This is a genomic window from Streptomyces cinnamoneus (genome assembly GCF_014650495.1).
GTDB lineage: Bacteria > Actinomycetota > Actinomycetes > Streptomycetales > Streptomycetaceae > Streptomyces > Streptomyces cinnamoneus.
In genome coordinates, this window is sequence record NZ_BMVB01000011.1 from 180,254 (window position 1) to 202,648 (window position 22,395).

Annotated in this window: 20 protein-coding genes; 7 read left to right on the plus strand and 13 right to left on the minus strand. The window is 71.7% G+C overall.

Features of this window, described 5'->3' with window-relative positions; translation table 11 throughout:
- Positions 1-594: an alkaline shock response membrane anchor protein AmaP gene (gene amaP / locus IE182_RS18215; RefSeq protein ID WP_190110901.1), complete on the plus strand. Its 594-nt coding sequence runs from the start codon at positions 1-3 to the stop codon at positions 592-594.
- 69 nt (positions 595-663) lie between these two features.
- Here amaP and IE182_RS18220 read toward each other — a convergent pair whose 3' ends face one another.
- The 5 genes from IE182_RS18220 to IE182_RS18240 form a co-directional block, all read right to left on the minus strand.
- Positions 664-1,419, minus strand: coding sequence for an SDR family oxidoreductase (locus IE182_RS18220; protein WP_190110902.1), 756 nt, complete (start codon positions 1,417-1,419; stop codon positions 664-666).
- 4 nt (positions 1,420-1,423) lie between these two features.
- A complete protein-coding gene (locus IE182_RS18225; protein ID WP_190110903.1) occupies positions 1,424-3,208 on the minus strand; it encodes a glycoside hydrolase family 15 protein in 1,785 nt (594 codons plus the stop codon).
- A gap of 29 nt (positions 3,209-3,237) precedes the next feature.
- Positions 3,238-4,047, minus strand: coding sequence for an SURF1 family cytochrome oxidase biogenesis protein (locus IE182_RS18230; RefSeq protein ID WP_190110904.1), 810 nt, complete (start codon positions 4,045-4,047; stop codon positions 3,238-3,240).
- 55 nt (positions 4,048-4,102) lie between these two features.
- Positions 4,103-5,113, minus strand: coding sequence for a DEDDh family exonuclease (locus IE182_RS18235; RefSeq protein ID WP_190110905.1), 1,011 nt, complete (start codon positions 5,111-5,113; stop codon positions 4,103-4,105).
- Between the two features lie 74 nt (positions 5,114-5,187).
- Positions 5,188-7,827, minus strand: coding sequence for an MXAN_6230/SCO0854 family RING domain-containing protein (locus IE182_RS18240; protein WP_190110906.1), 2,640 nt, complete (start codon positions 7,825-7,827; stop codon positions 5,188-5,190).
- Positions 7,828-8,084: 257 nt separating this feature from the next.
- Here IE182_RS18240 and IE182_RS18245 point away from each other — a divergent pair, with 257 nt between their 5' ends.
- Together IE182_RS18245 and IE182_RS18250 are read left to right on the plus strand one after the other, a co-directional pair.
- Positions 8,085-8,987: a sterol desaturase family protein gene (locus tag IE182_RS18245; RefSeq protein WP_190110907.1), complete on the plus strand. Its 903-nt coding sequence runs from the start codon at positions 8,085-8,087 to the stop codon at positions 8,985-8,987.
- Positions 8,984-9,721 (plus strand): lysoplasmalogenase, encoded by a 738-nt coding sequence (locus IE182_RS18250; protein ID WP_190110908.1) that lies wholly within the window; start codon positions 8,984-8,986, stop codon positions 9,719-9,721. The genes IE182_RS18245 and IE182_RS18250 overlap by 4 nt, the downstream gene beginning before the upstream one ends.
- On the opposite strand, the gene IE182_RS18255 is transcribed toward IE182_RS18250, so the two are convergent.
- Complete coding sequence (locus tag IE182_RS18255) at positions 9,682-11,229, minus strand: S8 family serine peptidase (RefSeq protein ID WP_190110909.1); 1,548 nt, start codon at positions 11,227-11,229, stop codon at positions 9,682-9,684. The genes IE182_RS18250 and IE182_RS18255 overlap by 40 nt on opposite strands.
- Positions 11,230-11,382: 153 nt before the next feature.
- Positions 11,383-11,529, minus strand: coding sequence for a hypothetical protein (locus IE182_RS18260; RefSeq protein ID WP_229844909.1), 147 nt, complete (start codon positions 11,527-11,529; stop codon positions 11,383-11,385).
- A 226-nt stretch (positions 11,530-11,755) separates the two neighbouring features.
- Between IE182_RS18260 and IE182_RS18265 the strand changes: the two genes are divergently transcribed.
- The 3 genes from IE182_RS18265 (at position 11,756) to moaA (ending at position 14,860) form a co-directional block, all read left to right on the plus strand.
- The gene (locus IE182_RS18265) at positions 11,756-12,145 is read left to right on the plus strand and encodes a DUF485 domain-containing protein (protein ID WP_229844910.1); all 390 of its coding nucleotides are present in this window, start codon (positions 11,756-11,758) and stop codon (positions 12,143-12,145) included.
- Entirely contained in the window at positions 12,142-13,788 is a 1,647-nt protein-coding gene (locus IE182_RS18270; RefSeq protein WP_190110912.1) for a monocarboxylic acid transporter, read from the plus strand. The genes IE182_RS18265 and IE182_RS18270 overlap by 4 nt, the downstream gene beginning before the upstream one ends.
- 82 nt (positions 13,789-13,870) lie before the next feature.
- Positions 13,871-14,860, plus strand: coding sequence for a GTP 3',8-cyclase MoaA (gene moaA, locus IE182_RS18275; RefSeq protein ID WP_190110913.1), 990 nt, complete (start codon positions 13,871-13,873; stop codon positions 14,858-14,860).
- An 84-nt stretch (positions 14,861-14,944) separates the two neighbouring features.
- On the opposite strand, the gene IE182_RS18280 is transcribed toward moaA, so the two are convergent.
- Both IE182_RS18280 and IE182_RS18285 read right to left on the minus strand, forming a co-directional pair.
- A complete protein-coding gene (locus IE182_RS18280) occupies positions 14,945-15,172 on the minus strand; it encodes a hypothetical protein (RefSeq protein WP_190110914.1) in 228 nt (75 codons plus the stop codon).
- A gap of 226 nt (positions 15,173-15,398) precedes the next feature.
- Positions 15,399-15,773 carry a DUF3099 domain-containing protein gene (locus tag IE182_RS18285; RefSeq protein WP_190110915.1) on the minus strand — a complete coding sequence of 125 codons (375 nt, stop codon included), beginning with the start codon at positions 15,771-15,773 and terminating at the stop codon, positions 15,399-15,401.
- Positions 15,774-15,994: 221 nt separating this feature from the next.
- Here IE182_RS18285 and IE182_RS18290 point away from each other — a divergent pair, with 221 nt between their 5' ends.
- Positions 15,995-16,273 (plus strand): GlsB/YeaQ/YmgE family stress response membrane protein, encoded by a 279-nt coding sequence (locus IE182_RS18290; RefSeq protein WP_190110916.1) that lies wholly within the window; start codon positions 15,995-15,997, stop codon positions 16,271-16,273.
- 68 nt (positions 16,274-16,341) lie between these two features.
- Here the strand turns inward: IE182_RS18290 and tyrS are convergent, their stop codons facing one another.
- From tyrS to IE182_RS18310, 4 genes are all read right to left on the minus strand, one after another.
- Positions 16,342-17,745 carry a tyrosine--tRNA ligase gene (tyrS, locus tag IE182_RS18295; protein ID WP_190110917.1) on the minus strand — a complete coding sequence of 468 codons (1,404 nt, stop codon included), beginning with the start codon at positions 17,743-17,745 and terminating at the stop codon, positions 16,342-16,344.
- 76 nt (positions 17,746-17,821) lie between these two features.
- A complete protein-coding gene (locus IE182_RS18300) occupies positions 17,822-19,225 on the minus strand; it encodes a metallopeptidase TldD-related protein (RefSeq protein WP_190110918.1) in 1,404 nt (467 codons plus the stop codon).
- 124 nt (positions 19,226-19,349) lie between these two features.
- Positions 19,350-21,935, minus strand: coding sequence for a DUF6185 family protein (locus tag IE182_RS18305; protein ID WP_190110919.1), 2,586 nt, complete (start codon positions 21,933-21,935; stop codon positions 19,350-19,352).
- Complete coding sequence (locus tag IE182_RS18310; protein ID WP_190110920.1) at positions 21,932-22,312, minus strand: hypothetical protein; 381 nt, start codon at positions 22,310-22,312, stop codon at positions 21,932-21,934. Before IE182_RS18310 ends, IE182_RS18305 begins: the two co-directional genes overlap by 4 nt.
- Between the last annotated feature and the right edge of the window lie 83 nt (positions 22,313-22,395).

Below are 22,395 nucleotides of genomic sequence, written 5' to 3' on the forward strand. Positions count from 1 at the left end.
GTGCTGAGGACCGTCAACCGGATCCTGGTGGGGCTGGCCGGAGCGCTGCTGCTGGCGCTCGGCGCCGCCGTCCTGATCGGGGCGCTGGACCTGCCGCGGCGCTGGGACTTCCTGCCGTCGGCGTGGCCGTTCGACGGCCCGCACGACGTGCTGCTCGCCCGCGAGGACCGGCTGAGGTGGCGCAGCAGCGGCTGGTGGTGGCCGGTGGTGATCGCGGCGCTGGCCGTCGCCGTCCTGCTCGCCGTGTGGTGGCTGCTGACGCTGGCCGCCCGGCGCCGGCTGCGCGAACTGGCCGTCCACAGCGACGGGCATGCGGTGGCGTCGGTGCGGGGGCGGGCGCTGGAGGAGGCGATGGGGGCGGAGACGGAACGGCTGGAGGGCGTGGAGCGGGCCGCGGTCGCCCTGACGGGGCGGCGGAGTGCGCCGCAGGTGCGCATCGTGCTGGTCCTGGGGGCGCACGCCGGCCCCGCCTCGGCGGTGGAACGGCTGCGGGCCGAGGTCCTGCACCACGCCAGGGTCTCGGCGGGGCTGCCCCACCTGCCCGCCGAGGTCCGCTTGCGTACGGTGCGGCACCGCCCGGAGCGGGTGGAGTGAGCTCTCCGGGGGCTCCGGACACCCGCGGCTCCCGGGACGGTCGTGGGGAACGGCGAAGGTGCCGCGGTGTCAGAATCCGTGCCGCGCCCCGCCGTCGACGGGCAGCACCACGCCCGTCAGGTAGGAGGCCGCGGGCGACAGCAGGAACGCCGCGGCCCTGCCGAACTCCTGCGGCGTCCCGTAGCGCCCCAGTGGGATCGACGCCCCGTGGCGGGCCCGGGCCGCCTCCGGATCCCGGGCGAGCGCGTCGAGCTCGCGCACCCGGTCGGTGTCGATCCGGCCGGGCGCCAGCCCCACGACCCGGATGCCGCGCGGGCCCAGGTCCCTGGAGAGCGAGTTGGCGAAGCCGGCCAAGCCCGGGCGCAGCCCGTTGGAGATCGTGAGACCGGGGATCGGCTCGTGCGCCGACGCCGACAGGACGAAGCCGATGACGCCGCCCTCGGTCAGCCCGGCCGCCGCCGCCCGGGCCAGCCGCACCGCGCCGAGGAAGACGGAGTCGAAGGCGGCCTGCCACTGGGCGTCGTCGTTGTCGGCCGCCGAGCCCGGTGGCGGGCCGCCGACGCTGATGAGGATGCCGTCGAAGCGGCCGAAGCGCTCGCGCGCGAGGGCGATCAACCGCTCCGCGGTGGCGGGGTCCGCGTTGTCGGCGGCGACGCCGACGGCGCCCGGGCCGAGCTCCCGCGCCGCCGCCTCGGCGGCCTCGCCGTCCCGGCCGGAGATGATCACACGGGCGCCGTCGGCGGCCAGTTCGCGGGCGGTGGCCAGGCCCAGTCCCCGGCTTGCGCCGGTCAGCACGTACACCCGGTCCTTGAGTCCAAGATCCATGCGCTCAGTCTGCCGTGCCCCCGCCGGAGAGGAGAAGTGCCGTGCCCACCAGGCCGATGTGGCTGAACGCCTGCGGGAAGTTGCCGAGCTGCCGCCCGGCCACGGGGTCGTACTCCTCGGACAGCAGGCCCACGTCGTTGCACACCCCGAGCACCTGCTCGAACAGCTCGCGGGCCTCCTTGGTGCGGCCGGTCAGGTGGAGCGCGTCGGCGAGCCAGAACGAGCAGACGGTGAAGGCGCCCTCGCCGGCGGGCAGCCCGTCCACGGGCGGGCCCTCGCCGCTGTAACGGCGGACGAACCCGCCGTGGGCCAGCTCCCGGCGCACCGCGTCGACCGTGCCGACGACGCGCGGGTCGTCCGGCGGCAGGAAGCCGACGCGGGGGATGAGGAGGGTGGCCGCGTCCAGTTCGTGCGAGCCGTAGGACTGGGTGAAGGTGCCGCGCTCGGCGTCGTAGCCCCACTCGCACACCTCGCGGTGGACCTCGTCGCGCATCGTGCGCCAGCCCTCGCGGTCGCCCTCCAGGCCGGGGTCGGCCTCCAGGGCGCGTACGGCCCGGTCGGCGGCGACCCAGGCCATGACCTTGGAGTGCACGAAGTGCCGGCGGGGCCCGCGGACCTCCCACAGGCCCTCGTCGGGCTCGCGCCAGCGGGCCTGCAGGAACGTCAGGAAGCAGCGCTGGACGTTCCACGCGTGCGGCTTGCCGCTCAGCCCGCCCCGGCGGGCGGCGTGCAGGGAGTCGATGACCTCGCCGTAGATGTCGAGCTGCAGCTGGGAGGCGGCGTTGTTGCCGACGCGGACGGGGAGGGACCGCTCGTACCCCGGCAGCCAGGCCAGGTCCGTCTCCGGCAGCCGGCGTTCGCCCGCGAGGCCGTACATGATCTGCAGGTCGGCGGGGTCGCCGGCGACCGCGCGCAGCAGCCAGTCGCGCCATGCGGCGGCCTCGTCCTCGTAGCCGAGGGAGAGCAGGGCGTTCAGGGTGAGGGTGGAGTCGCGCAGCCAGCAGTAGCGGTAGTCCCAGTTGCGCACGCCCCCGATCTCCTCGGGCAGGGAGGTGGTGGGCGCGGCGACGATACCGCCGGTGGGGGCGTAGGTGAGGGCCTTGAGCGTGATCAGCGAGCGGACGACCGCCTCCCGGTACGGCCCGCGGTAGCGGCAGCGGCCCGCCCACTCGCGCCAGTCCTCCAGGCTGTGGCGCAGTGCCTCGTGCGGGTCGACGAGGGCGGGCCGGGGCTCGTGGGAGGGGTGCCAGGTCAGGACGAAGGCGACCTTCTCGCCCGCCTCGACGGTGAATTCGGAGCGGGTGCTGAAGTCACGGCCGTACGTGGGGACCTCCGGTTCGCTGCGCAGCCAGACCGAGTCGGGCCCGGCGACGGCGACGCGGTGGCCGTCGGTGCGGCGTATCCAGGGCACGACGTGGCCGTAGTCGAAGCGCAGCCGCAGCACGCTCAGCATGTCGACGCTGCCGCTGACGCCCTCGACGATGCGCACGAGGTCGGGGGCCCGGTCGCGCTGCGGCATGAAGTCGGTGACCTTGACGGCGCCGGTGTCCGTCTCCCACGTCGAGTCCAGGACGAGGGAGTCCTCGCGGTAGGCGCGCCGGGTGCAGGCGGCCGCCCCGGTGGGGGCCAGGCGCCAGTGGCCGTTGTCGTCGTCGCCCAGGAGCGCGGCGAAGCAGGCGGGTGAGTCGAAGCGGGGCAGGCAGAGCCAGTCGACGGAGCCGTCGCGGCCGACGAGGGCCGCGGTCTGGAGATCGCCGATGAGCGCGTAGTCCTCGATGAGTGCAGCCACGCGAGGCGTCTTCCCTGATCGGCGCGGGCCTACTCCGGCGCGGCGGCCGTCCGGGCGGCGCCGGCGTCCGCCTCTGCGCTCTCCTGTGCGCCGGTGGCGGCCGCCAGGCGGTCGCGGCGCTCCCGGCGCACCAGGACGACCCAGCCGACGGGGACGAACGCGGCGAACAGCCACCACTGCACGGCGTAGGCCATGTGCGGGCCGATGCTGCTGTGGTCGGGGGCGGCGACGGGCTTGGGCTGGCCCTTGCCGGCCGGTTCGGTGAGCTCGACGTAGCCGCCGAGCAGGGGGCGGTGCAACTGGGCCGCGCGCTGCTCGCTGTTGATGAGCATCACCTGGCGGGGCGGCAGGCCCGCGGTGTTCTTGATGCCGCTGGCGGTGGTCTCGTCGGCCTTCAGCCGGCCGGTGACGGTGACCTTGCCGGTCGGTGCGGCGGGGACGTCCGGGAAGCGCGTCAGGTCGCCGTCGGCCGGAACCCAGCCGCGGTTGACGAGCACGGCCCGGCCGTCCTCCAGGACCAGCGGCGTGAGGACGAAGTAGCCCTGGTTGCCGTCGGAGTCCGTGCGCATCCGGACGACGACCTCGCCCTGGGGGTCGTAGGTACCGCTCGCCGTGACGGCGCGCCAGACGGCGTCGTGCGTCACCGTGCGGCCGGGGGCGGTGAGCTCGGTCACGGGGACGGGATCGGCGGACAGGCTCCGGGCGATCTGGTCGTTCCGCGCGACCCGGTGCTCGTGGCGATGCAGCTGCCAGAAGCCCAGCTTGATCATCACCGGGATGAGGGCGAGTCCCACGAGTGTGGTGATCACCCACTGCCGGGACAACAGGAAGCGGTACACGCTTTGACGGTACCTGGTGGGGTTCGCCCCCCGGCCAGCGGGTGGCGTGCGGGAGCTATGCGCCACTTGTCCCGTTTGCGGGTGTCGCCGGGGTCACATGCGAGAGCAGCTGGACGAACGCCGCCTCGTCGATCACGGGCGTTCCGAACGAGCGGGCCTTGGTGGTCTTGGAGGTGGGGGAGTCCGGGTCGTTGGTGACCAGCACGCTGGTGAGCCGGGAGAGGCTGGTGGCCACGTGCAGCCCGGCGTCGACGGCCCGGTCCTCCAGCAGCTCGCGGTCGATGGAGGTGTCGCCGGAGAACGCCACCCGCATGCCCTGCACGAGCTGCTCGCCGGGGACGTACCGGCCGGGGTTGGGGTACGGGCAGGCCGGGCGCTTCCGGCTGGGCCGCCAGGTCGCCGGCCGGTAGGACGCCTGATATCCGACCTGCGCCGAGCGGGCGCCGGCCGACGGCCCGTCGGACCACTCCGTCAGCGGCTGGCAGGCCAGCAGCGGCAGCTGCAGCCCCGCCTCGGCCGCCAGGTGCAGGCTCGGCCGGAACGCCTCGGCGAGCACCCGGGCGTCGTCCAGCGCGTGGTGGGCCCGCTGCTGCACGACGCCGTAGTGCGCGGCCAGCGACTCCAGCTTGTGGTTGGGCAGCGGCAGCCGCAGCTCCTTCGACAGCGCGATGGTGCACAGCCGTTGCCGCACGGGGGCGGCGGACCGCGCCCGGGCGTACTCCCGCGCGATCATCGACCAGTCGAAGGCCGCGTTGTGCGCGACCAGGACCCGCCCGTCGAGCCGCTTGGCGAACTCGTCCGCGATCTCCGGGAACAGCGGCGCACCCGCCAGGACTTCGGAGGTCAGCCCGTGGATCCACACCGGACCCGGATCCCGCTCCGGATTGACCAGCGTGTACCACTGGTCCTCCACCCGGCCGCGGGCGTCGAGCTGATAGACGGCCGCCGACACTATCCGGTCGTCCCGGGCGAGACCGGTGGTCTCGACGTCGACGACCGCGTACCCCTCGGGATACGCGGTCGGCCACGGGCTGGGCGAGGCGGCGGCGGTGCGGTCTTCGAGCATGGTCCAAGAGCTTACGGGCCCCCGCTGACAACGCGGGATCCGGCCGGGGCCCGGGGGCGGGCGGACGGTCCGGATCAGGCCAGCGGCGTCAGGAGGTCGCCGGCCGTGACGCGCTCCGCCTCCTGCCAGGCGTCCACGGCACCGGGGAAGAGCCGGTAGACGGTGCCGGTCGCGTTCTCGGGGCACACGTTCCCCTCGACGAGCGCGAGGAGGACGTGCCGTCCCCGGGCGGCCCGCGCCGCGAGGCCGTCGGCGTTCCCGGCGTTCCCGCCGGTCCCGGCCGGCTCCCGGGCCTCGGGCGTCCCCAGCGTCCGCAACCGCGCCGCGAAGGAGGGCACGTCCTCTCCTTCGCGGCGCCGGTAGCGCCACAGCTCGCCGGGGGTCCCCGGTGCCGGGGCCCGGCGGACGACGGCCGTCTCGTCGGCGCGCGCCGCCGCGTGCCAGCAGGCGAGGTCCCACACGGTGGTGCGGGCGCCGCCCTCGAAGTACGCCCACAGGTCGCGGCCGAGCGAGCCCAGGCCCACGCCGTGCCGCCTCGCGTCGTGGAAGCCGATCTCACCCGGAAGGTGGACATCGGTCCACACCGCGCGCCCGTCGGCGAGGTCGACGAGCATCGGCACGCACACGCGCGACGGCCCGGCGAGGTCGAACCGCTGCCGCACGCTCCCCGCGTCGTACGACGCGTCGCGCACCCCGAGGGCGGGCAGGGCCATGAAGCCCGCGAAGGCGTCCGGCAGCTCGTCGAAGGGGATGTCGTTGAAGCTGAAGACGACCGGCACGGCGAAGCGCGCACCACCGGACCTCAGTGCGGCGAGGTCGAGGTCGACGTACTCGGTCGCACCGCCGGGAGCGGGCGCGGAGGTGAGGTCGCCGGAGTGCACGGCGGCGTCGCCGTGGCGCAGCCCGGTGTAGTCGCACACGCCGGTCACGTTCCAGTCGTCGTCGAAGAACACCACCGACAGGTCGAGGTCCACGCGCATGCCCTCGGGCTGCGTCCAGTGCAGGAAGAGGCGCACCGTCCCGCCCTGCGGCAGCGGCAGCTCGCTGCCGCGCTGCACGGCGACCAGGGACGCCGAGAACGCCCGCTCCGCGAACGGCGCCGCGAGCGAGACCAGGTCCGCATCGAGCACGGCGAGCTCGTAGCGCGGCGCCCGGCCCAGCCGCCGCAGCAGCTCGGCCTCCAGCAGCGCACGCACCCGGGCGACGAGCGGCTTTGCGAGCGGCGCCCGCGCGTCGTCGGCGGGGTGGGCGTGCAGGACCCGGCCCCGGGGGAAGAACACCCGCCGCCGCGCCGGCACGTGCCGTCCGCGCAGCGCACCCCACGCCCCCAGCAGCGGCCCGGGCCCCACCCGGGGCAGGGCGTGCTCCAGCGCCCCGGCCAGCGCGGGCGCCGGCTCCTCGCCCCCGTACGCGCGCAACAGCTGGTCCAGCCGCCGCACCAGCTCCCCGGGCCGCTGCCGCAGCAACGCCACGGCCGCCCCAAGGTCACCGGCGCGCAGCGCCGCCTCGACGCGGCCCGCCCACGTACGGGCGACGAGGCGGCCGCCGCGCACCGACACGGCCTGCGGGTACGCCGCCGCCGTGCGCCGCAGGGCCTCGCCCAGCGCCCCCGGCGCGGCCGCATCCGTGCCGCGCAGCGCCGCGAAGGCCAGCGCCGCATGCGGATGCCGCGCGTGCTGCTCGAACGGATGCAGGATCTCCGCCGCGCGCTTCCACGCCGCCGGGTGCCGCCGCAGGTCCTCGACCAGCACGGACACCTCGAACCCGTCGAGCACGGAGAGCAGTTCGCGCCGTAGGGCGCGCGGCACGCTGCGCAGGCGCGGCACGGTCGGCAGGTCCGCCTCGCCGCCGGACCACACGCACAGCAGCCGCAGCACGTCCGTGGCCGTCGTCAGCAACTGCGGCAGCCGCTCCCGCACGGCCGCGGCAGCGGCAGGGCCGCCGTCGCGCAGCACGGTGCCCAGCACCAGCGCCTTGGTCGCGCGCACCGGCACCTCGGCGGGCAGCCAGCCGAGCCCGCCCGGCACGGCGTGCGCCAGCAGCACCGTGAGGTCCTCGCGGTCCTGCGGAGAGAGCGGGGTGGGCCGCGCCAGCAGACCGGCCAGCTCGGCACCGGCGTCCTGCGTGCGCGAGGCGCCGAGGACGAGCAGCCGCAGCGGCCCGCCGGGCAGGCTGCGCTCCTCGGCGCCGGCCGGCCGCGCGGGACGCAGGAACGGGTCCGACCGGTCGATGCGGCGGTGGCACAGCGGGCAGCCCGCGTAGTCCGCGCCGTCCCAGCAGGAGCGGCACACCAGATGGGCGCACGGCGAGACGGGGTGCACGACGCCGTGCGTGCCGCACAGCACGCACGGCTGCTCCGGATGCTGCAGCAGCAGGGCGAACACGCGGTCCACGTACAGCGCGAACGCGTCCTCGGGAACGGAGTGCGGGAAGCCGCGGAACAGCGGCATGTGCGTGCGGTCCGCTCCCAGCTGTGCGTCGATCGCCCGCAGCAGCCCGCGCCCGGAATCGGCGAGGGCCTCCGCCCCCGCGGCCGCCAGCGCGGTGCGCAACGGCTCGGTCAGCGCGTGCCCGCGGTCGAGCAACTCCGCATCCAGGGCGGCGAGTCCGGCCGCCACCTGGGGGTCGAGGACCCCGGAGGGCGGGGCGGACGGCTCGTGGTCGACGTAGACCGTCCGGGCGCGGCGGAGCAGCACGGAGTGCAGTGTGGACACGGCGGATTCCCCCTGAGGAAAAGCGAGCGGGGGCGGAGAGTGGGCGCGCTGGATTCATGGGAGAACGAGAAGGAAGCACACCGCGGAGCCGCCCCCGCACCGCGATTCTAGGGAGCGGGCATCCGGGCAGGCCACGGGTTTTCCGGGCCGTCCACAGGGCCTGGGTGCCACCGCCACCGAACTCGGGGTAACGCTCTTCGGTACCCGGGGGTAACAACCCCTAGCGGCACCCCCGTCGACGCCCTTATGGTGCGGCCATGCCGCACCTTCCCGATGTCGTGTTGTGGTCAGTCCCCGCCTTCGTCCTGCTCACCGCAGTGGAGATGGTCAGCTACCGGCTGCGCCCCGACGACCATGCCGAGGGCTACGCGGCCAAGGACGCCGCCACCAGCATCGGCATGGGCCTGGGAAGCCTGGTCTTCGACGCCCTCTGGAAGATCCCCATCGTCGCGGTCTACACCGCCCTGTACGAGCTGACGCCGCTGCGCGTGCCTGTCCTGTGGTGGACGCTCCCGCTGATGCTCCTCGCGCAGGACTTCTTCTACTACTGGTCGCACCGCGGCCACCACGTCGTGCGCATCCTGTGGGCCTGCCACGTGGTGCACCACTCCAGCCGCAAGTTCAACTTCACCACCGCGCTGCGCCAGCCGTGGACGTCGCTCACGGTCTGGCCGTTCTACGTTCCGATGGTCGCGGCCGGCGTGCACCCGGCGGCGGTGGCGTTCTGCTCGTCGGTCAACCTCGTCTACCAGTTCTGGGTGCACACCGAGCGGGTCGGCAGGCTGCCGCGGCCGGTGGAGTACGTCCTGAACACCCCCTCGCACCACCGCGTCCACCACGCCTCGCAGGGCGGCTACCTGGACCGCAACTTCGGCGGCATCCTCATCGTCTGGGACCGGCTGTTCGGCTCGTTCGTCGCCGAGCGGGAACGCCCCGTCTACGGCCTGACGAAGAACATCGACACCTACAACCCGCTGCGCGTCGCCACCCACGAGTACGCGGCCATCGGCCGCGACCTCAGGGCGGCACACACCTGGCGGGAGCGGGCCGGGCGGGTCTTTTGCGGTCCGGGCTGGAAGCCGCAGCCCCCCAAGCCCCCGGAGCAGCCGGCGGGCGGAGCGGCCGGGAGCGCGGCGGGTCTCCCGGAGCGGGTCGCGTGAGAACGGCTCGCGCGGCACGCCCCGCCCGGGCGGCGCTCGTGGCGTTCGCCGCGGCCGCGGCGGCCCACCTGGCCGCCCTCCTCGTGGACGTCCCGCTGCTCGCCCACGCCACCAAGCCCGCCCTGATGCCGCTGCTGGCGGCGTACGTCCTCGCCCGCGGAGGCCCGCGGCTGCTGGCCGCGGCGCTGCTGTTCGGCTGCGGCGGCGACACCGCGCTCCAGGCCGGCGGGGACGTCGTCTTCCTGCTGGGCATGGGCTCGTTCGCGGCCGGCCACGTCTGCTACCTGCTGCTCTTCGCCCGCCACGGCGGCGCGGGTGCGGCCCGTACGTACCGGCTCGCCGCCGGGTACGCCGTCGTCTGGCTGGTCACGGTCGCCCTGCTGTGGCCCGGACTGGAGCCGGGGCTGCGGGTGCCCGTCGTCCTCTACAGCGCGCTGCTGACGGCGATGGCGCTGGGCGCGACGCGGACGGCGGCGTGGCGGGCGGTGGCGGGCGGGGTGCTGTTCCTGCTGTCGGACACGCTCATCGCCAGCGGGCTCGCCGGGTGGCCGCAGGCCCCCGCCCCCCAGCTGTGGATCATGCTGACGTACCTGGTCGCCCAGAGCCTGCTGGTCTTCGGAGTGCTCGGGTGCGACGGTGGAGTGGGAGGGACCGGGCAGCAGCCACCCGGCCCCTCCACGGGCCGGCGACCGGGTCAGTCCTGGACCGCCGCCAGGGCGTCGACGATGCCGTAGCCGTAGAAGCTGTTCACGTGCTTGGTGCCGGTGCAGGCGGCCTTCCAGCTACCCTTCCCGTCCGGGTCGTACGCCGCCGTGGGGCAGCCCGGGTTCTTCGCCTGCGCCTTGAGGAGCCACTGGATCTCCTGCGGGCTGGACTTCGGGTGGGCGCTCTTCAGCAGCGCCGCCACGCCCGCCACGTGCGGGCCGGCCATCGAGGTGCCCTGCAGGTAGGCCCAGTCGCCGCCCGGCATGGTGGACAGGATGCGGCCGTCCTTGGCCGGCAGCTCCGGCACCTGGTAGGTGTCGCCGCCGGGGGCCGCGACGTCGATCGCGTCCTTGCCGTAGTTGGAGTAGAACGACTTCTGGGAGTTCACGCCGGTGGCCGCGACGGTGACGACGCCGGGCAGCTGCGCCGGCACGTCCAGGCACTTCTTCGGGTCCACCTTCCGCGGCCCGGGGGTGCTGTCGTTCGGGCTGGAGGCGTCGGTGATCTCCTTGGCCGCCAGGTCGAAGTTGGAGTTGCCCGCGGAGGCGACGTTGACGACGCCCTTGTCCTGGGCGTACTTCGAGGCCCGGCCGACCGCGTCGGCTATCGCCTTCTGGTCGGCGTTGTCCGGGCAGTTGAACATCCACGGGTCGACGTAATAGCTGTTGTTCGTCACCGAGGCGCCGTGGTCGGCGGCGAAGACGAAGGCGCAGACCACGCTCTCCGCGTAGAAGAAGCTGTCCTTCGGCGTGCTCACCTTGATGCCGGAGACCTTCACGCCCGGGGCGACACCGGCCACGCCGACGCCGTTGCGGGCCGCGGCTATGGAACCGGCCACGTGCGTGCCGTGGTAGTCCTCGGCCGGGTCGAACGGCCGCCAGGCGCCGGGGGTGGTGTCGGCCTTGCCGGAGACGCAGCTGGCGGACTGGCCCGCGGCGAAGTTCGGGGCGAGGTCGGGGTGGGTGTCGTCCACGCCGGTGTCGATGACGGCGACAGTGACGTTTCTGCTGCCCGGGTTGACCTTCGCGGCCTTGTCGGCGCCGATGGCACCGATGTCCCACTGCAGGCCCTCCAGCGGCTCCTTGCCGGTGCCGGCCGAGGCGGCCAGGGAACGTGCGCCCTCCTTGGACAGCTTCAGCCTCTCCGGCTTGCCGTAGTCGGTCGTCGCCGCGGACTTCAGCGGGGCGGTGCGGGTGGCACCCGCCGACTCCACGCCGGGCACCGCCCGCAGGGTCTTCGCGAACTCGGGGTTCTGCGCGTGCGCGACGATCACGCCGATCTTGTCGTAGGAGACCACGACGGTGCCACCGGCCTGCTTGACGGCCTTCTTCACCTTGGCCAGCGTGGCGCGGTCGGTGCGCGTGTTCACCACGTACGACAGCTGCGGGCCGTCCGTCGTCACGGCGGCCCTCGGGGCGGCGCCGTCCTGGCCGGCGGCCGAGGCGGCGCCGGGGAGGAAGCCGAGAGAAGCGGTGAGGGCCAGTCCGACGGGGGCCGCCAGCAGGGCGTGCCGCCGTCTGGAACGCAGACGATCCATGGGTCCTCCACATCATCCGGAAATCGGCCCGTGCGCACAGGTGTGCGTGGGCGCGTGCATGACGAGTGAAGCTATCGCCGATCATGGCGCCGGGCAATGAATTCCCCCAGAAACGAAGGGGAGTACGGCACTGTTGTCCCTGACGACGCCCCGTCAGCCGGGGCGGCGGGACGGCGCACCCGGCCCGCGCAGCGCCTCGATGCTCAGCGGCGGCAGCACCACCCGCGGTCCGTACCAGCGGACCGCCGCGCACATGACCGCAGGCCGGCCCGGGGACACGGCCGGCAGCGGAGCCGTCAACCTGACGCTCCCGAAGGGGCGACGGCCGGGGGACGGCGGCGGAGAAGCCGGGGCAGTGCTCACACCAGGCTCAACGAGGCCGTGCCCGGGCGGTTTTGCCGGCCGCGGCCACCGCTGCGACATTCGGTGAACCGACCCCTGTCGCATACTGCGGTGTCGCTCTACGATGCGTGATCCGAGTCACAGGCTTGGTTCGCGCCCCCGCATTCACTTGTCAGGAGAGACCGTGGACTCAGAAGAGGCCGTGGGAACGACACCGTCCACAGCCGAGGGGCCCGACGAGCCCGTCCGCCCCGCCATCCCCGCTCAGCCCGGCAGCTTCACCGACATGCAGACGAGCACGGAATTCGGCGAACTGCGCCGCGCGCACCGTTCCTTCGCCTTCCCGCTCACCCTCGCCTTCGTCAGCTGGTACCTGCTCTACGTCCTGCTCTCCAACTACGCCGGCTCCTTCATGGACACCATCGTCGTCGGCAACATCAACATCGCCCTGGTGTTCGGCCTCGCGCAGTTCCTCACCACCTTCCTGATCGCCTGGTGGTACGCCAAGCACGCCGAGGCCAGGATCGACCCGAAGGCCGAGGCCCTCAAGGCCCGTATGGAGGCAGGGGAATGAGCCCGAGCACCGTCCTGGCGGGCGCCACCGCCCACCCGCTGGCCGCCGGAGGCGCCGGTGAGCACCGCACCCTGATCATCACCCTCTTCTCCGTCTTCGTCGCCATCACCCTCGGCATCACCGTCTGGGCCGGCCGGCAGACCAAGGACGCCACCGACTTCTACGCCGGCGGCCGCTCCTTCACCGGCTTCCAGAACGGCCTGGCGATCTCCGGCGACTACATGTCCGCCGCCTCCTTCCTCGGCATCGCCGGCGCCATCTCGCTCTTCGGCTACGACGGATTCCTCTACTCCATCGGATTCCTCGTCGCCTGGCTGGTCGCCCTGCTGCTCGTCGCCGAGCCGCTGCGCAACTCCGGCCGCTTCACCATGGCCGACGTGCTCGCCTACCGCCTCAAGCAGCGGCCCGTGCGCACCGCCGCCGGCACCTCCACGATCGTCGTATCGATCTTCTACCTGCTCGCCCAGATGGTCGGCGCGGGCGCCCTGGTGGCCCTGCTCCTCGGCGCCACCGGCGAGGGCTCACGGCGCTGGATCATCGTCCTCGTGGGCCTGGTGATGGTCCTCTACGTGACCATCGGCGGCATGAAGGGCACCACCTGGGTGCAGATCGTCAAGGCCGTCCTGCTCATCGCGGGCACCCTGCTGATCACCGTCCTGGTGCTCAACAAGTTCCACTGGAACCTCTCCACCCTGCTCGGGCGCGCCGCCGAGGAGAGCGGCAAGGGCCGCGCCTTCCTGGAGCCGGGCCTCCAGTACGGCAAGGACGGGACCTCCAAGCTCAACTTCATCTCGCTCGGCCTCGCACTCGTCCTCGGCACCGCCGGGCTCCCGCACATCCTCATCCGCTTCTACACCGTGCCCACCGCCCGGGCCGCCCGGAAGTCGGTGAACTGGGCCATCGGCATCATCGGCGCCTTCTACCTGATGACCATCGCGCTCGGCTTCGGCGCCGCGGCCCTGGTCGGCCCGAAGGCGATCACCGCCTCGAACGAGTCCGGCAACACGGCCGCACCGCTGCTCGCCCAGGAGGTCGGCGGCGGCGCCGGCTCCACCGGCGGCGCGATCCTGCTCGCCGTGATCTCCGCGGTCGCCTTCGCCACCATCCTGGCCGTCGTCGCGGGCCTGACCCTCGCCTCCTCCGCCTCCTTCGCCCACGACCTGTGGGCCAACGTCATCCGCAAGGGGAGGACCAGCGAGAAGGAGGAGATCCTCACCGCCAAGTGCGCCGCCGTCGTCATCGGTGCGATCTCCATCGCGCTGGGCATCTTCGCCCACCGGCTCAACGCCGCCGCCCTGGTCGCCCTCGCCTTCGCCGTCGCCGCCTCGGCCAACCTGCCGACGATCCTCTACAGCCTCTTCTGGAAGCGCTTCACCACCCGCGGCGCCCTGTGGTCGATCTACGGCGGACTGATCTCCTCGGTCACCCTCGTGATCATCTCCCCGGTCGTCTCCGGCAACCCGAAGGCGCTCTTCCCGGGCCTGAGCTTCGACTACTTCCCGCTCGGCAACCCGGGCCTGGTCTCCATCCCGCTCGGCTTCCTGCTCGGCTGGGCCGGGTCCCTGCTCTCCAAGGAGGCCCCGGACGAGCAGAAGTACGCCGAACTCGAAGTCCGCGCCCTCACCGGCTACGGAGCGCACTGACGCCCGTACGGCCCCTCCCGCGGACGATCGCGTACGCTGCGACGAGCGAAGTACGTCTTCAGTCCGCGGGAGGGGCCACACCGTGCTCACCGACACCTACGGCCGCGTCGCCACGGACCTGCGCGTCTCCCTGACCGACCGCTGCAACCTCCGCTGCACCTACTGCATGCCGGAGGAGGGCCTGCAGTGGCTCGCCAAGCCGGACCTGCTCACCGACGACGAGATCGTCCGCCTCGTGCGCGTGGCCGTCACCCGGCTCGGCGTCACCGAGGTCCGCTTCACCGGCGGTGAGCCCCTGCTGCGCCCGGGCCTCGTCGGCATCGTCGAGCGCTGCGCGGCCCTCGCCCCCCGCCCCCGGCTGTCGCTGACCACCAACGGCATAGGGCTGGCCCGCACCGCCCGGGCCCTGAAGGACGCCGGCCTGGACCGCGTCAACGTCTCCCTCGACACCCTGCGCCCCGACGTCTTCGCCGCCCTGACCCGCCGCAAGCGCCACCAGGACGTCCTGGACGGCCTGGCCGCCGCCCGCGCCGCCGGGCTCACCCCCGTCAAGGTCAACGCCGTGCTGATGCCCGGCCACAACGACGACGAGGCACCCGACCTGCTCGCCTGGGCCGTGGAGAACGACTACGAACTGCGCTTCATCGAGCAGATGCCGCTGGACGCCCAGCACGGCTGGCAGCGCGACGGCATGATCACCGCCGAGGCGATCCTGGCGAGCCTGCGCACCCGCTTCACCCTCACCCCCGAGCGGGACGACGAGCGCGGCTCCGCCCCCGCCGAGCGGTGGCTCGTCGACGGCGGCCCGGCCCGCGTCGGCGTCATCGGCTCGGTGACCCGGCCCTTCTGCGCCGCCTGCGACCGCACCCGGCTCACCGCCGACGGGCAGATACGCACCTGCCTGTTCGCCACCGAGGAGAGCGACCTGCGCGGGGCACTGCGCTCCGGGGCCCAGGACGCGGAGATCGCCCGGCTGTGGCAGCAGGCCATGCGGGGCAAGAAGGCGGGGTCGGGCCTCGACGACCCGTCGTTCCTGCAGCCCGCCCGCCCCATGTCGGCGATCGGCGGCTGAGAGCCGGGCGACGGGTCGGTTTCCGGAGGAGCCGGGCGGTTTCCGGAGGGGCCGGACGGGCCCGTCAGGTTCCGGACGGGCCGGTCAATTCCCGGAGGCCGACGCCTCCCACTCCTCCAGCGTCACCACGTCCTTGAGGAAGCCGCGCAGACCGAGGAAGTTGGACAGGTGTTCGCGGTGCTCGTCGCAGGCGAGCCAGGTCTTGCGGCGCTCGGGGGTGTGCAGCTTCGGGTTGTTCCACGCCAGCACCCACACCGCGGCGGCGCGGCAGCCCTTGGCGGAGCAGATCACGGCATTCTCGGGGGAGTTCACTCCCCAGACTCTACGGCCACCCGGGACCCGGGCCCGCGGACACGGCGACGCCGGGCAGCCACGGGGGGAGCCGCCCGGCGTCGGTCTGTCGCTCCGACGGGGGATGCGGAGCGCCTACGAAGTATGTCACGGGGTGCCCGGCGCGGGGCACCGAACCAGATGATTGATCTGAGGTTTTCTTGAGCTTGTCACACCGTTCCCCGGCTGCCCGCGCGGAACCGGAGGATCAGTCGTGGTCGCGCTCTTGATCGCGCCGAGGGGGCCGGCCGGCTTCCGGGACGGGTTCCGCGACGCCCCCCGCCGGGCCGGTGGTCAGCATGGGACGGGTCGGCGCCGGCACGAACGTACCCGGCAGTGAAGGGGCGTTCTCCCGGCCCGCGTTGGCGATGACGACGGCCACGTAGGGCAGCAGCGCACCCAGGACCAGCGTGCCGATCGCCACGTAGCGCTCGATGTTCCACAGGATCACGGTCAGCACCACGGAGAGCGTGCGGATCCCCATCGAGATGACGTAGCGGCGCTGGCGCCCGCGCACGTCCTCCGCCAGGCCCTGACGGGCCCCGGTGATCCGGAAGACCTCCGTGCCACCCAGCTTCCGCATCACGTTCCACCACCCGACTGCCGCGCCGACGCCCCTCGGGCCCGTACGCAGTCAACGTTACGCCGCACCCTCGCCGGGTACGAGACCGGGGCGCTCCGCCCTGGCTCGCGGGCAGGCGCCCGACGTGCGCATACGGCGTACGGCCCGGTCCGACGTGCGCCGTAGTGGGCACGGCCCCAGAATGGCGGAGCACGCCACATCGCTCCGTAGGAGGAGGCGGCATGAACTGGTTGTGGGCAATCGTCGTCGGCCTGGTGCTGGGCCTGATCGCCAAGGCCATCCTGCCGGGCAAGCAACAGGTCCCGCTCTGGCTCACGATCATCCTCGGCATGCTCGGCGCCCTGCTCGGCAACTGGGTGGCCTCGTTGCTGGGCGTCGAGCACACCAAGGGCATCGACTGGATCCGCCACCTGCTGCAGCTGGCGGGCGCGGTGATCCTCGTCGCGATCGGTGACCGGCTGTGGGTCGGAGCCAGGGGGAACAAGCACAGGGCCACCTGAGCGGTCGCGAAAAAGAGGCGGCCGGTGCGCCATGTGCGCACCGGCCGCCTCGGGGAGCAGCGGATCCGTTACAGACCGCGCAGCTCGGCGATCTTGCGGCCGGCCTTGAGGTAGACCCCGGTCACCTCGCGCCCGGCCAGCAGCTCCCGCGCCACCTCGCCCAGCGGGCGGATCGCGTCGGCCTCGGGCAGCACCACGGCGTCCTGGCCGTCGGCGCCCTGGAAGACCAGGCGCAGGCCGTTCTGCTTGGCGACCCGGCGGGCGGCGGAGGCGCTCGGCTGGAAGCCCAGCACCTTGCTCAGCACGGCCGTGGCCGGCTCCTCGCCGTGCTCGGCCAGGTCCACCACCGGGGTCTCCACGTCGGTGAAGGACTTCTTCGAGAACTGCGCGACGAAGCCCGCGCGCGCCGCCATCGCCGCCTCCACGCCGTACAGCGCGGCCACGACCTCACCCGCGAGGACCTTCTTGAGGTCCATCGGGTGCAGCGACTTCTCCTCGATGCGGGCCAGGACCAGCGCGACCTCCGCGTCCGTCCACTCCGTCCACGCCTTGAGGTAGGGCTCCATCAGCCGGTCCGGCACCGACATGATCTTGCCGAAGACGTCGTCGGCGGGCGCGGACAGGCCCACGTAGTTGCCCTTGGACTTGGACATCTTCGCGCCCGTGCCGTCGGTGCCCTCGATCAGCGGCATGGTGACGACCAGCTGCGGCTTCTGGCCGTGCACCTCCATGAGCTTGCGGCCCATCTGCAGGTTCAGCAGCTGGTCCGCGCCGCCCAGCTCCACGTCGCAGTTCAGCGCCACGGAGTCCAGGGCCTGCGCGATGGGGTAGAGCATCTCCGTCATCGTCAGGCCGGAACCGGCCGCCAGACGGTTGCGGAAGTCCTCGCGCTGCAGCAGCTGCGAGACCGGCACCTGCGCGAGCACGCCCAGCAGCTCCGGGAAGGTGTAGCCGGCCAGCCACTCGCTGTTCTGGACGAAGCGGACCTTCTCGAAGTCGAAGAACGGCCGGACCTGCTGGCGGTAGCCCGCGAGGTTGGCGGCGATGTCCTCGTCCGTCAGCGGCGGACGCTCGGCCGTGCGGCCCGTCGGGTCGCCGATCTTGGCCGTGAAGTCACCGATCAGCAGGGTGACGTCGTGGCCCATGCGCTGGAAGCGGCTGAGGATGATCATCGGGACGGCGTGTCCGAGGTGCACGTCCGCGGCCGTCGGGTCGATGCCCAGCTTGAGGTGCAGGCCCTTGCCCTCGGCACTGCGTGCCTCGATGCGCTCGGCCAGCTTGGTCACCGCGGGCAGCACCTCGACCGTGCGCGCGGCGATGAGCTCGGCCTGCTCCTTCGCCGACAGGTCCGTCAGGTCCAGATAGCGCCGCGCCTTGGTCTCCGTGAGCAGCTGCTCCACGGTCGATTCGGTGGAGAGGTCCTGCGCCAGCAGTGCGCTGGCGCGCGCGACGGAGTCGCCGAGGCGTGTCATCGTGACGTTCCTGTGGTGGTTGTCGGACAGCGGACAGACCGAGTCTATTTGCTCGGCGCAACCGATTTCGCGCCGGTCACACGCCCTGGCTGACCGAGCTCATGTTGAAGTCCGGAATCCGCAGGGCCGGCATCGCGGCACGGGTGAAGTAGTCGCCCCACTCGCGCGGCAGCGTCGGCTCGGTGCGCCCCGCCTCGGTGGCCCGCGACAGCAGGCTCACCGGGGACTCGTTGAAGCGGAAGTTGTTGACCTCGCCGACGACCTCCCCCTTCTCGACGAGGTAGACCCCGTCCCGGGTCAGCCCCGTCAGCAGCAGCGACGCGGGATCCACCTCGCGGATGTACCACAGGCAGGTCAGCAGCAGCGCCGGCCCGTCGTGCCCGCTCGCGGCCACCATCTCCGCCAGCGACTGCGTCCCGCCCCCCTCCAGGATCAGGTTGTCCGTGTACGGGGTCACCGGCAGCCCCGTCAGCCCCGCACTGTGCCGCGTGGTGAGCAGGTGCTCCAGCACCCCGTCGCGGATCCAGTGCGTGGCGGCGAGCGGCAGCCCGTTGTCGAAGACCGACGCGTCGTCGCCGGAACTGCCCGTCAGCACGAACGGCGCGCACTCCAGGCCCGCCGCGTGCGGGTCGCTGCGCAGCGACAGCGGCAGCTGCGCGAGCTTCTCCCCGACCCGCGTGCCACCGCCGGCCTTCGAGAAGACCGTGCGGCCCTCGGCCGCGTCCCGGGCCGCCGCCGACCACTGCTGGTAGACCAGCAGATCGGCCACGGCGGTCGGCGGCAGCAGCGTCTCGTACCGCCCGGCGGGCAGCTCGGTCCTCCGCTGCGCCCACACCAGCCGCTGGGCCAGCTCGGCGTCCATCGCCCCCGGGTCCACGTCGGTGAAGTCCCGCGTGGCCCGCCCGGCCCACGCCGAGCGCGTGCGGTCCGGGGTCTTGGCGTTGAGCTCCAGCGTGCCGGTGGGCTGGTCGTGGCGCAGCCGCACCCCGGTGGAGGTGCCCAGGTAGCTGGAGACCACCTCGTGGCGGGCGAAGCCGTACAGCTCCCGCCCGGCGGAGCGGGCCCGCGCGAAGGACTCGCCCAGCGCGGGCGCGAAGGAGTCGAAGACGGCGGAGGAGGTCTCGGCGGGCGCGTCCGTGAAGTGCGGCGACTGCGGCACCCCCGTCACCAGCGGCTGGGCGTCCTCGGCGGGCCCCGCCTCCCGCGCGGCGGCCTCCGCCGCCCGCACCAGCGGCTCCAGCTCGGCGGCGGTCACCGCCGACCGCGACACCACCCCCGAGGCGGTGCCCTCGGAGCCGTCCACGGTCGCGATGACGGTGACGTCCCGGCCGCGGGTGACGCCGTTGGTGGTCAGCGCGTTGCGGGCCCAGCGGAGGTTGGCGGTGGAGTGCTCGCCGGCAATGACGACGCAGCCGTCGGCCCGCGAGAGGGAGAGGGCACGCTCGACGATCTCGTGCGGCTTGTTCGTACGTGGGCTCATCGACCGGCCTCCTGCGTGGTGTCCCGTACGGGGCCTGGTGGTGACCCCGTGTCGACTCGCGTCAGAGCCTACTGAGCGTACGGAGCGGGGGGTGTTCCGGCAGAGGGGGTGCGGGGGCCGTCGGTCACTTCGACGCGGTGACGATTTGGTGCCAGATCGTCACCGCGGCCCCTGCCTGTGCCAGCAGGAAGGCGATCTGCCCGGAAAGGCCGTGCACCTGGTAGACCGATGTGAGCAGGCCGAGGCGCTTCGTCCGGTAGTGCCGTTCCTGCTTGAACGTGTCGGTGTCGACCCACATGCTCGTCAGCGTCAGCACCATGAGCATCAGCACGACGTTCAGGACTTGCAAGCCCAATACCATGCGGCTGATGTCGAGGCTGAACATGGCCACCAAGCTGATGGGGATGAGCCAGGCGACGAAGAGGCTGAAGGCCCGCATCGGGCCGCGTTCCCCGGGCAGTACGCGCCACAACGCCCCCAGGACCAGTCCCGCACCGGCGAAGGAGATCTCCCGTGCCAGGAAAGCTCCTACTGTATCCGGAATTCCTGTGGGCAAGCTGAGTGTGAACGCCCAGTGATGGGCACCGTACGCATTCTCGTACCAGGCGGTGACCATGCTTGGGAGGATTCCGAACATGGACGCCCGGCGTGCAGCGTGCAGGGCATTGTCCCACCAATGGTGTTTCGGCCCCCAGCTCAGGGCGACATCGACCACGGATACGGGGTCGGGTAGGCAGTCACGGTGACATTCGGCGGGCCGCCAGTGGTGCAATGTCTGGAGCTGTGTCTCCAGACTTCTCCTTGTGGTGCCCTCCTCGTGCCCTTGATCGACGAGGTGCAGGCGGTGGAGCAGGGTTCGATAAAGGCGGGCATCTTCCATCAGCTTTGCATGCCCTGAAGGCTTGCTGAGTTCTGCCACGAGGCAATTTGTCTTCGTCTTTCTGTTCACTCGGTTCAATACCGACCGTCTACGCCCTATCAGCACCATTGCGTAAAGGGTGATCATGTTCATGGGCAGCCAGAGGCCGTACACTGCCGCCGAGCTTCCTGCAAACTTGACCCCCCTCAAAGCCACGACGATGGCGAAGATTCCGGTCACCGCGAATAGGCGAACTCCTTTCGGCTCGAGAGGTGTTTCCGGTAGTACGTGTGAGACGTTGTGGAGGAGTGCTACGAGTGCGATTCCCGTCAATACCCATGTATATGCGTATACCCATTGGGGCCCCCTGGCCGCGAAGTCGGCCAGTTGCAGGCCAAGGAGGCTTCTGTGGTCGGCCCCGAGAACCGTAGTTGCCTCTCCCATCCAGTTGGTGCGGTCCCAGAGACGTTCAAATGACTGTGCCCGGAAAAACACCACCATGGCGGCAGCCACAAGGAGTGCGGCCCCGATTGCAGCGATACGGCTGAGAGAATGCCTGGGATCGTCTCTGTTCAAGGAATCATGACGCGCGGGCTCGGCCGGGGCTTCGCCCAACCTTCCTTCTCGTGCAAAACGCCAGGCCCAGGCAGCCATCGCAGTCAGCCACAGCCAGAGCGCGGACACGTCCAACAGGGCCAGCCCGGTAATTCCTGAAGCCGGAGGCGGAGCTGTCGACGTCAGATTCTGCGGAAGGCCGAAGAGGTGAGGGGCGAGAATCACCAGCAGACCGATCGCTGCCGCTGTGCCCGCGCAGGTGGTAACCATCACCTTGCGTACCTTCAGACTCTTGTGATTACCGCCGGATCCTTGATTCCATGAAATCCACGGTTGTGCGAGGAGGACGAGAGTGAAGCCTGATGAAATCCCGATGAGGGCACGCCAACTATTCGCGCGGGGTGTACCGGCAGAGGGGTCCAGCGCCAGCAGCAATGTCAAACCAAGGGCTACACTCAGCCCTGCCCATTTCAAAACCGTGCGGGCCATGACTTTGGAGGCGGCCGTCTCGGAACTGCCGTTGGGCTTTCGGTCGGAGCGGAGGAAGCGCCATGCCGGCCAGGCGATCACAATCGAGGAGCAGGCCCACCAGGAGAGGATGCCCAACGAGCCGATCCAGGTGAATCGGCTGCTCAGCCCGAGGGCGAGATTCTTTGGCGGCACTACATCGACGTGTTCAAGGCTCTGCCCGCTCCATACTCTGATCTCTTTCTCGGTGCTCGATGCTCCGGGGGCGTCGCTGATCTTCAGGCCGTCCGGATCGACCACAATCTTCTCCCACGAGGCTCCGCGCAGAGCATGGGGCGATTGGAAGGCCAACCTCCAGTCCTTGTCCGGTTCGACGGTGACCGTCCACGGGCCCACTTCGAATTCGCCGCGGGAATTGATCAGATTCCATGACTCGTAGGGTGCAGTGACCATGCCTTCCAGCTTGGTCGCTTGAGAAGCGCTGGATCGCCACTCCGGGTGCCATACGTCGGCTGCCTTGTGCGGTGTGTGGTCGCTGTGCAGCAGGCAATGCAGAGCATTTCGATATCTATGGGTGTCCGGGCTGAGTGTCAGGTCGTTGGCGAGCTCCCACTGCGATTCCGGAACCTTGATGTTCGTTACCTGGTGCACCTCGACGAAGTCGGGATTCTGGCGGATGAATCGAATCTTGGAGTCAACATGGACCTTCCGGGGTTGAAGATTCCCGCAGTTCATCGCCTCGACGGCCTGTGCCGGTGCAGGTTGTACCGCCCACCACCCGAGCGTGGCGAAGACGACCGCGATCCACCGCCACGCCCGGAAGATCATGACCGGGGCGGGCAGCCGCTGTAGGGGTCACACACCAGGACGACCTCGTAGGGATCGCCGGCGAACTCCGCGCGGCGCGAGTGGTGGACGCCGGGCAGGAAGCGCCACTGGGAGGGCTTCTTGTGCCTGGTCCCACTCGCCTTCTCCACGCTGGTGCGGAGCGTGCGCGTCTCCATGTCGGTCGTCTCGACCAGGATCTCGTCCGCGGCCAGCGGGAAGTGGCCGTGCAGCAGGCACAGGCCGAAGCGGTCCGCGTTGCCGTGCTTCTCCAGGACGGCGATCAGGTCCTGGACGAATTCCGCGTCCTGCGGTCCGAGGGGTGCGGCCTCCTCGAACCGCGGAAGGTCCGTCCTCGGCTTGATGTCCTCAGTGCTCATGCGCAGCCTCCACGAGGATTACTCACAGTATGGATATTGTGACCGTAAGTGTCCGCATGGAGGCTCGCAACAGGAAGTGAAGC

Bases quoted from the DNA above. Each gene is read 5' to 3' on its own strand.
- IE182_RS18310 (WP_190110920.1), bottom strand. From the start codon at position 22,312: ATGAGCACTGAGGACATCAAGCCGAGGACGGACCTTCCGCGGTTCGAG.
- IE182_RS18220 (WP_190110902.1), bottom strand. From the start codon at position 1,419: ATGGATCTTGGACTCAAGGACCGGGTGTACGTGCTGACCGGCGCAAGC.
- IE182_RS18270 (WP_190110912.1), top strand. From the start codon at position 12,142: ATGAGCCCGAGCACCGTCCTGGCGGGCGCCACCGCCCACCCGCTGGCC.
- IE182_RS18290 (WP_190110916.1), top strand. From the start codon at position 15,995: ATGAACTGGTTGTGGGCAATCGTCGTCGGCCTGGTGCTGGGCCTGATC.
- IE182_RS18300 (WP_190110918.1), bottom strand. From the start codon at position 19,225: ATGAGCCCACGTACGAACAAGCCGCACGAGATCGTCGAGCGTGCCCTC.
- IE182_RS18305 (WP_190110919.1), bottom strand. From the start codon at position 21,935: ATGATCTTCCGGGCGTGGCGGTGGATCGCGGTCGTCTTCGCCACGCTC.
- tyrS (WP_190110917.1), bottom strand. From the start codon at position 17,745: ATGACACGCCTCGGCGACTCCGTCGCGCGCGCCAGCGCACTGCTGGCG.
- IE182_RS18245 (WP_190110907.1), top strand. From the start codon at position 8,085: ATGCCGCACCTTCCCGATGTCGTGTTGTGGTCAGTCCCCGCCTTCGTC.
- IE182_RS18255 (WP_190110909.1), bottom strand. From the start codon at position 11,229: ATGGATCGTCTGCGTTCCAGACGGCGGCACGCCCTGCTGGCGGCCCCC.
- IE182_RS18235 (WP_190110905.1), bottom strand. From the start codon at position 5,113: ATGCTCGAAGACCGCACCGCCGCCGCCTCGCCCAGCCCGTGGCCGACC.
- IE182_RS18285 (WP_190110915.1), bottom strand. From the start codon at position 15,773: ATGCGGAAGCTGGGTGGCACGGAGGTCTTCCGGATCACCGGGGCCCGT.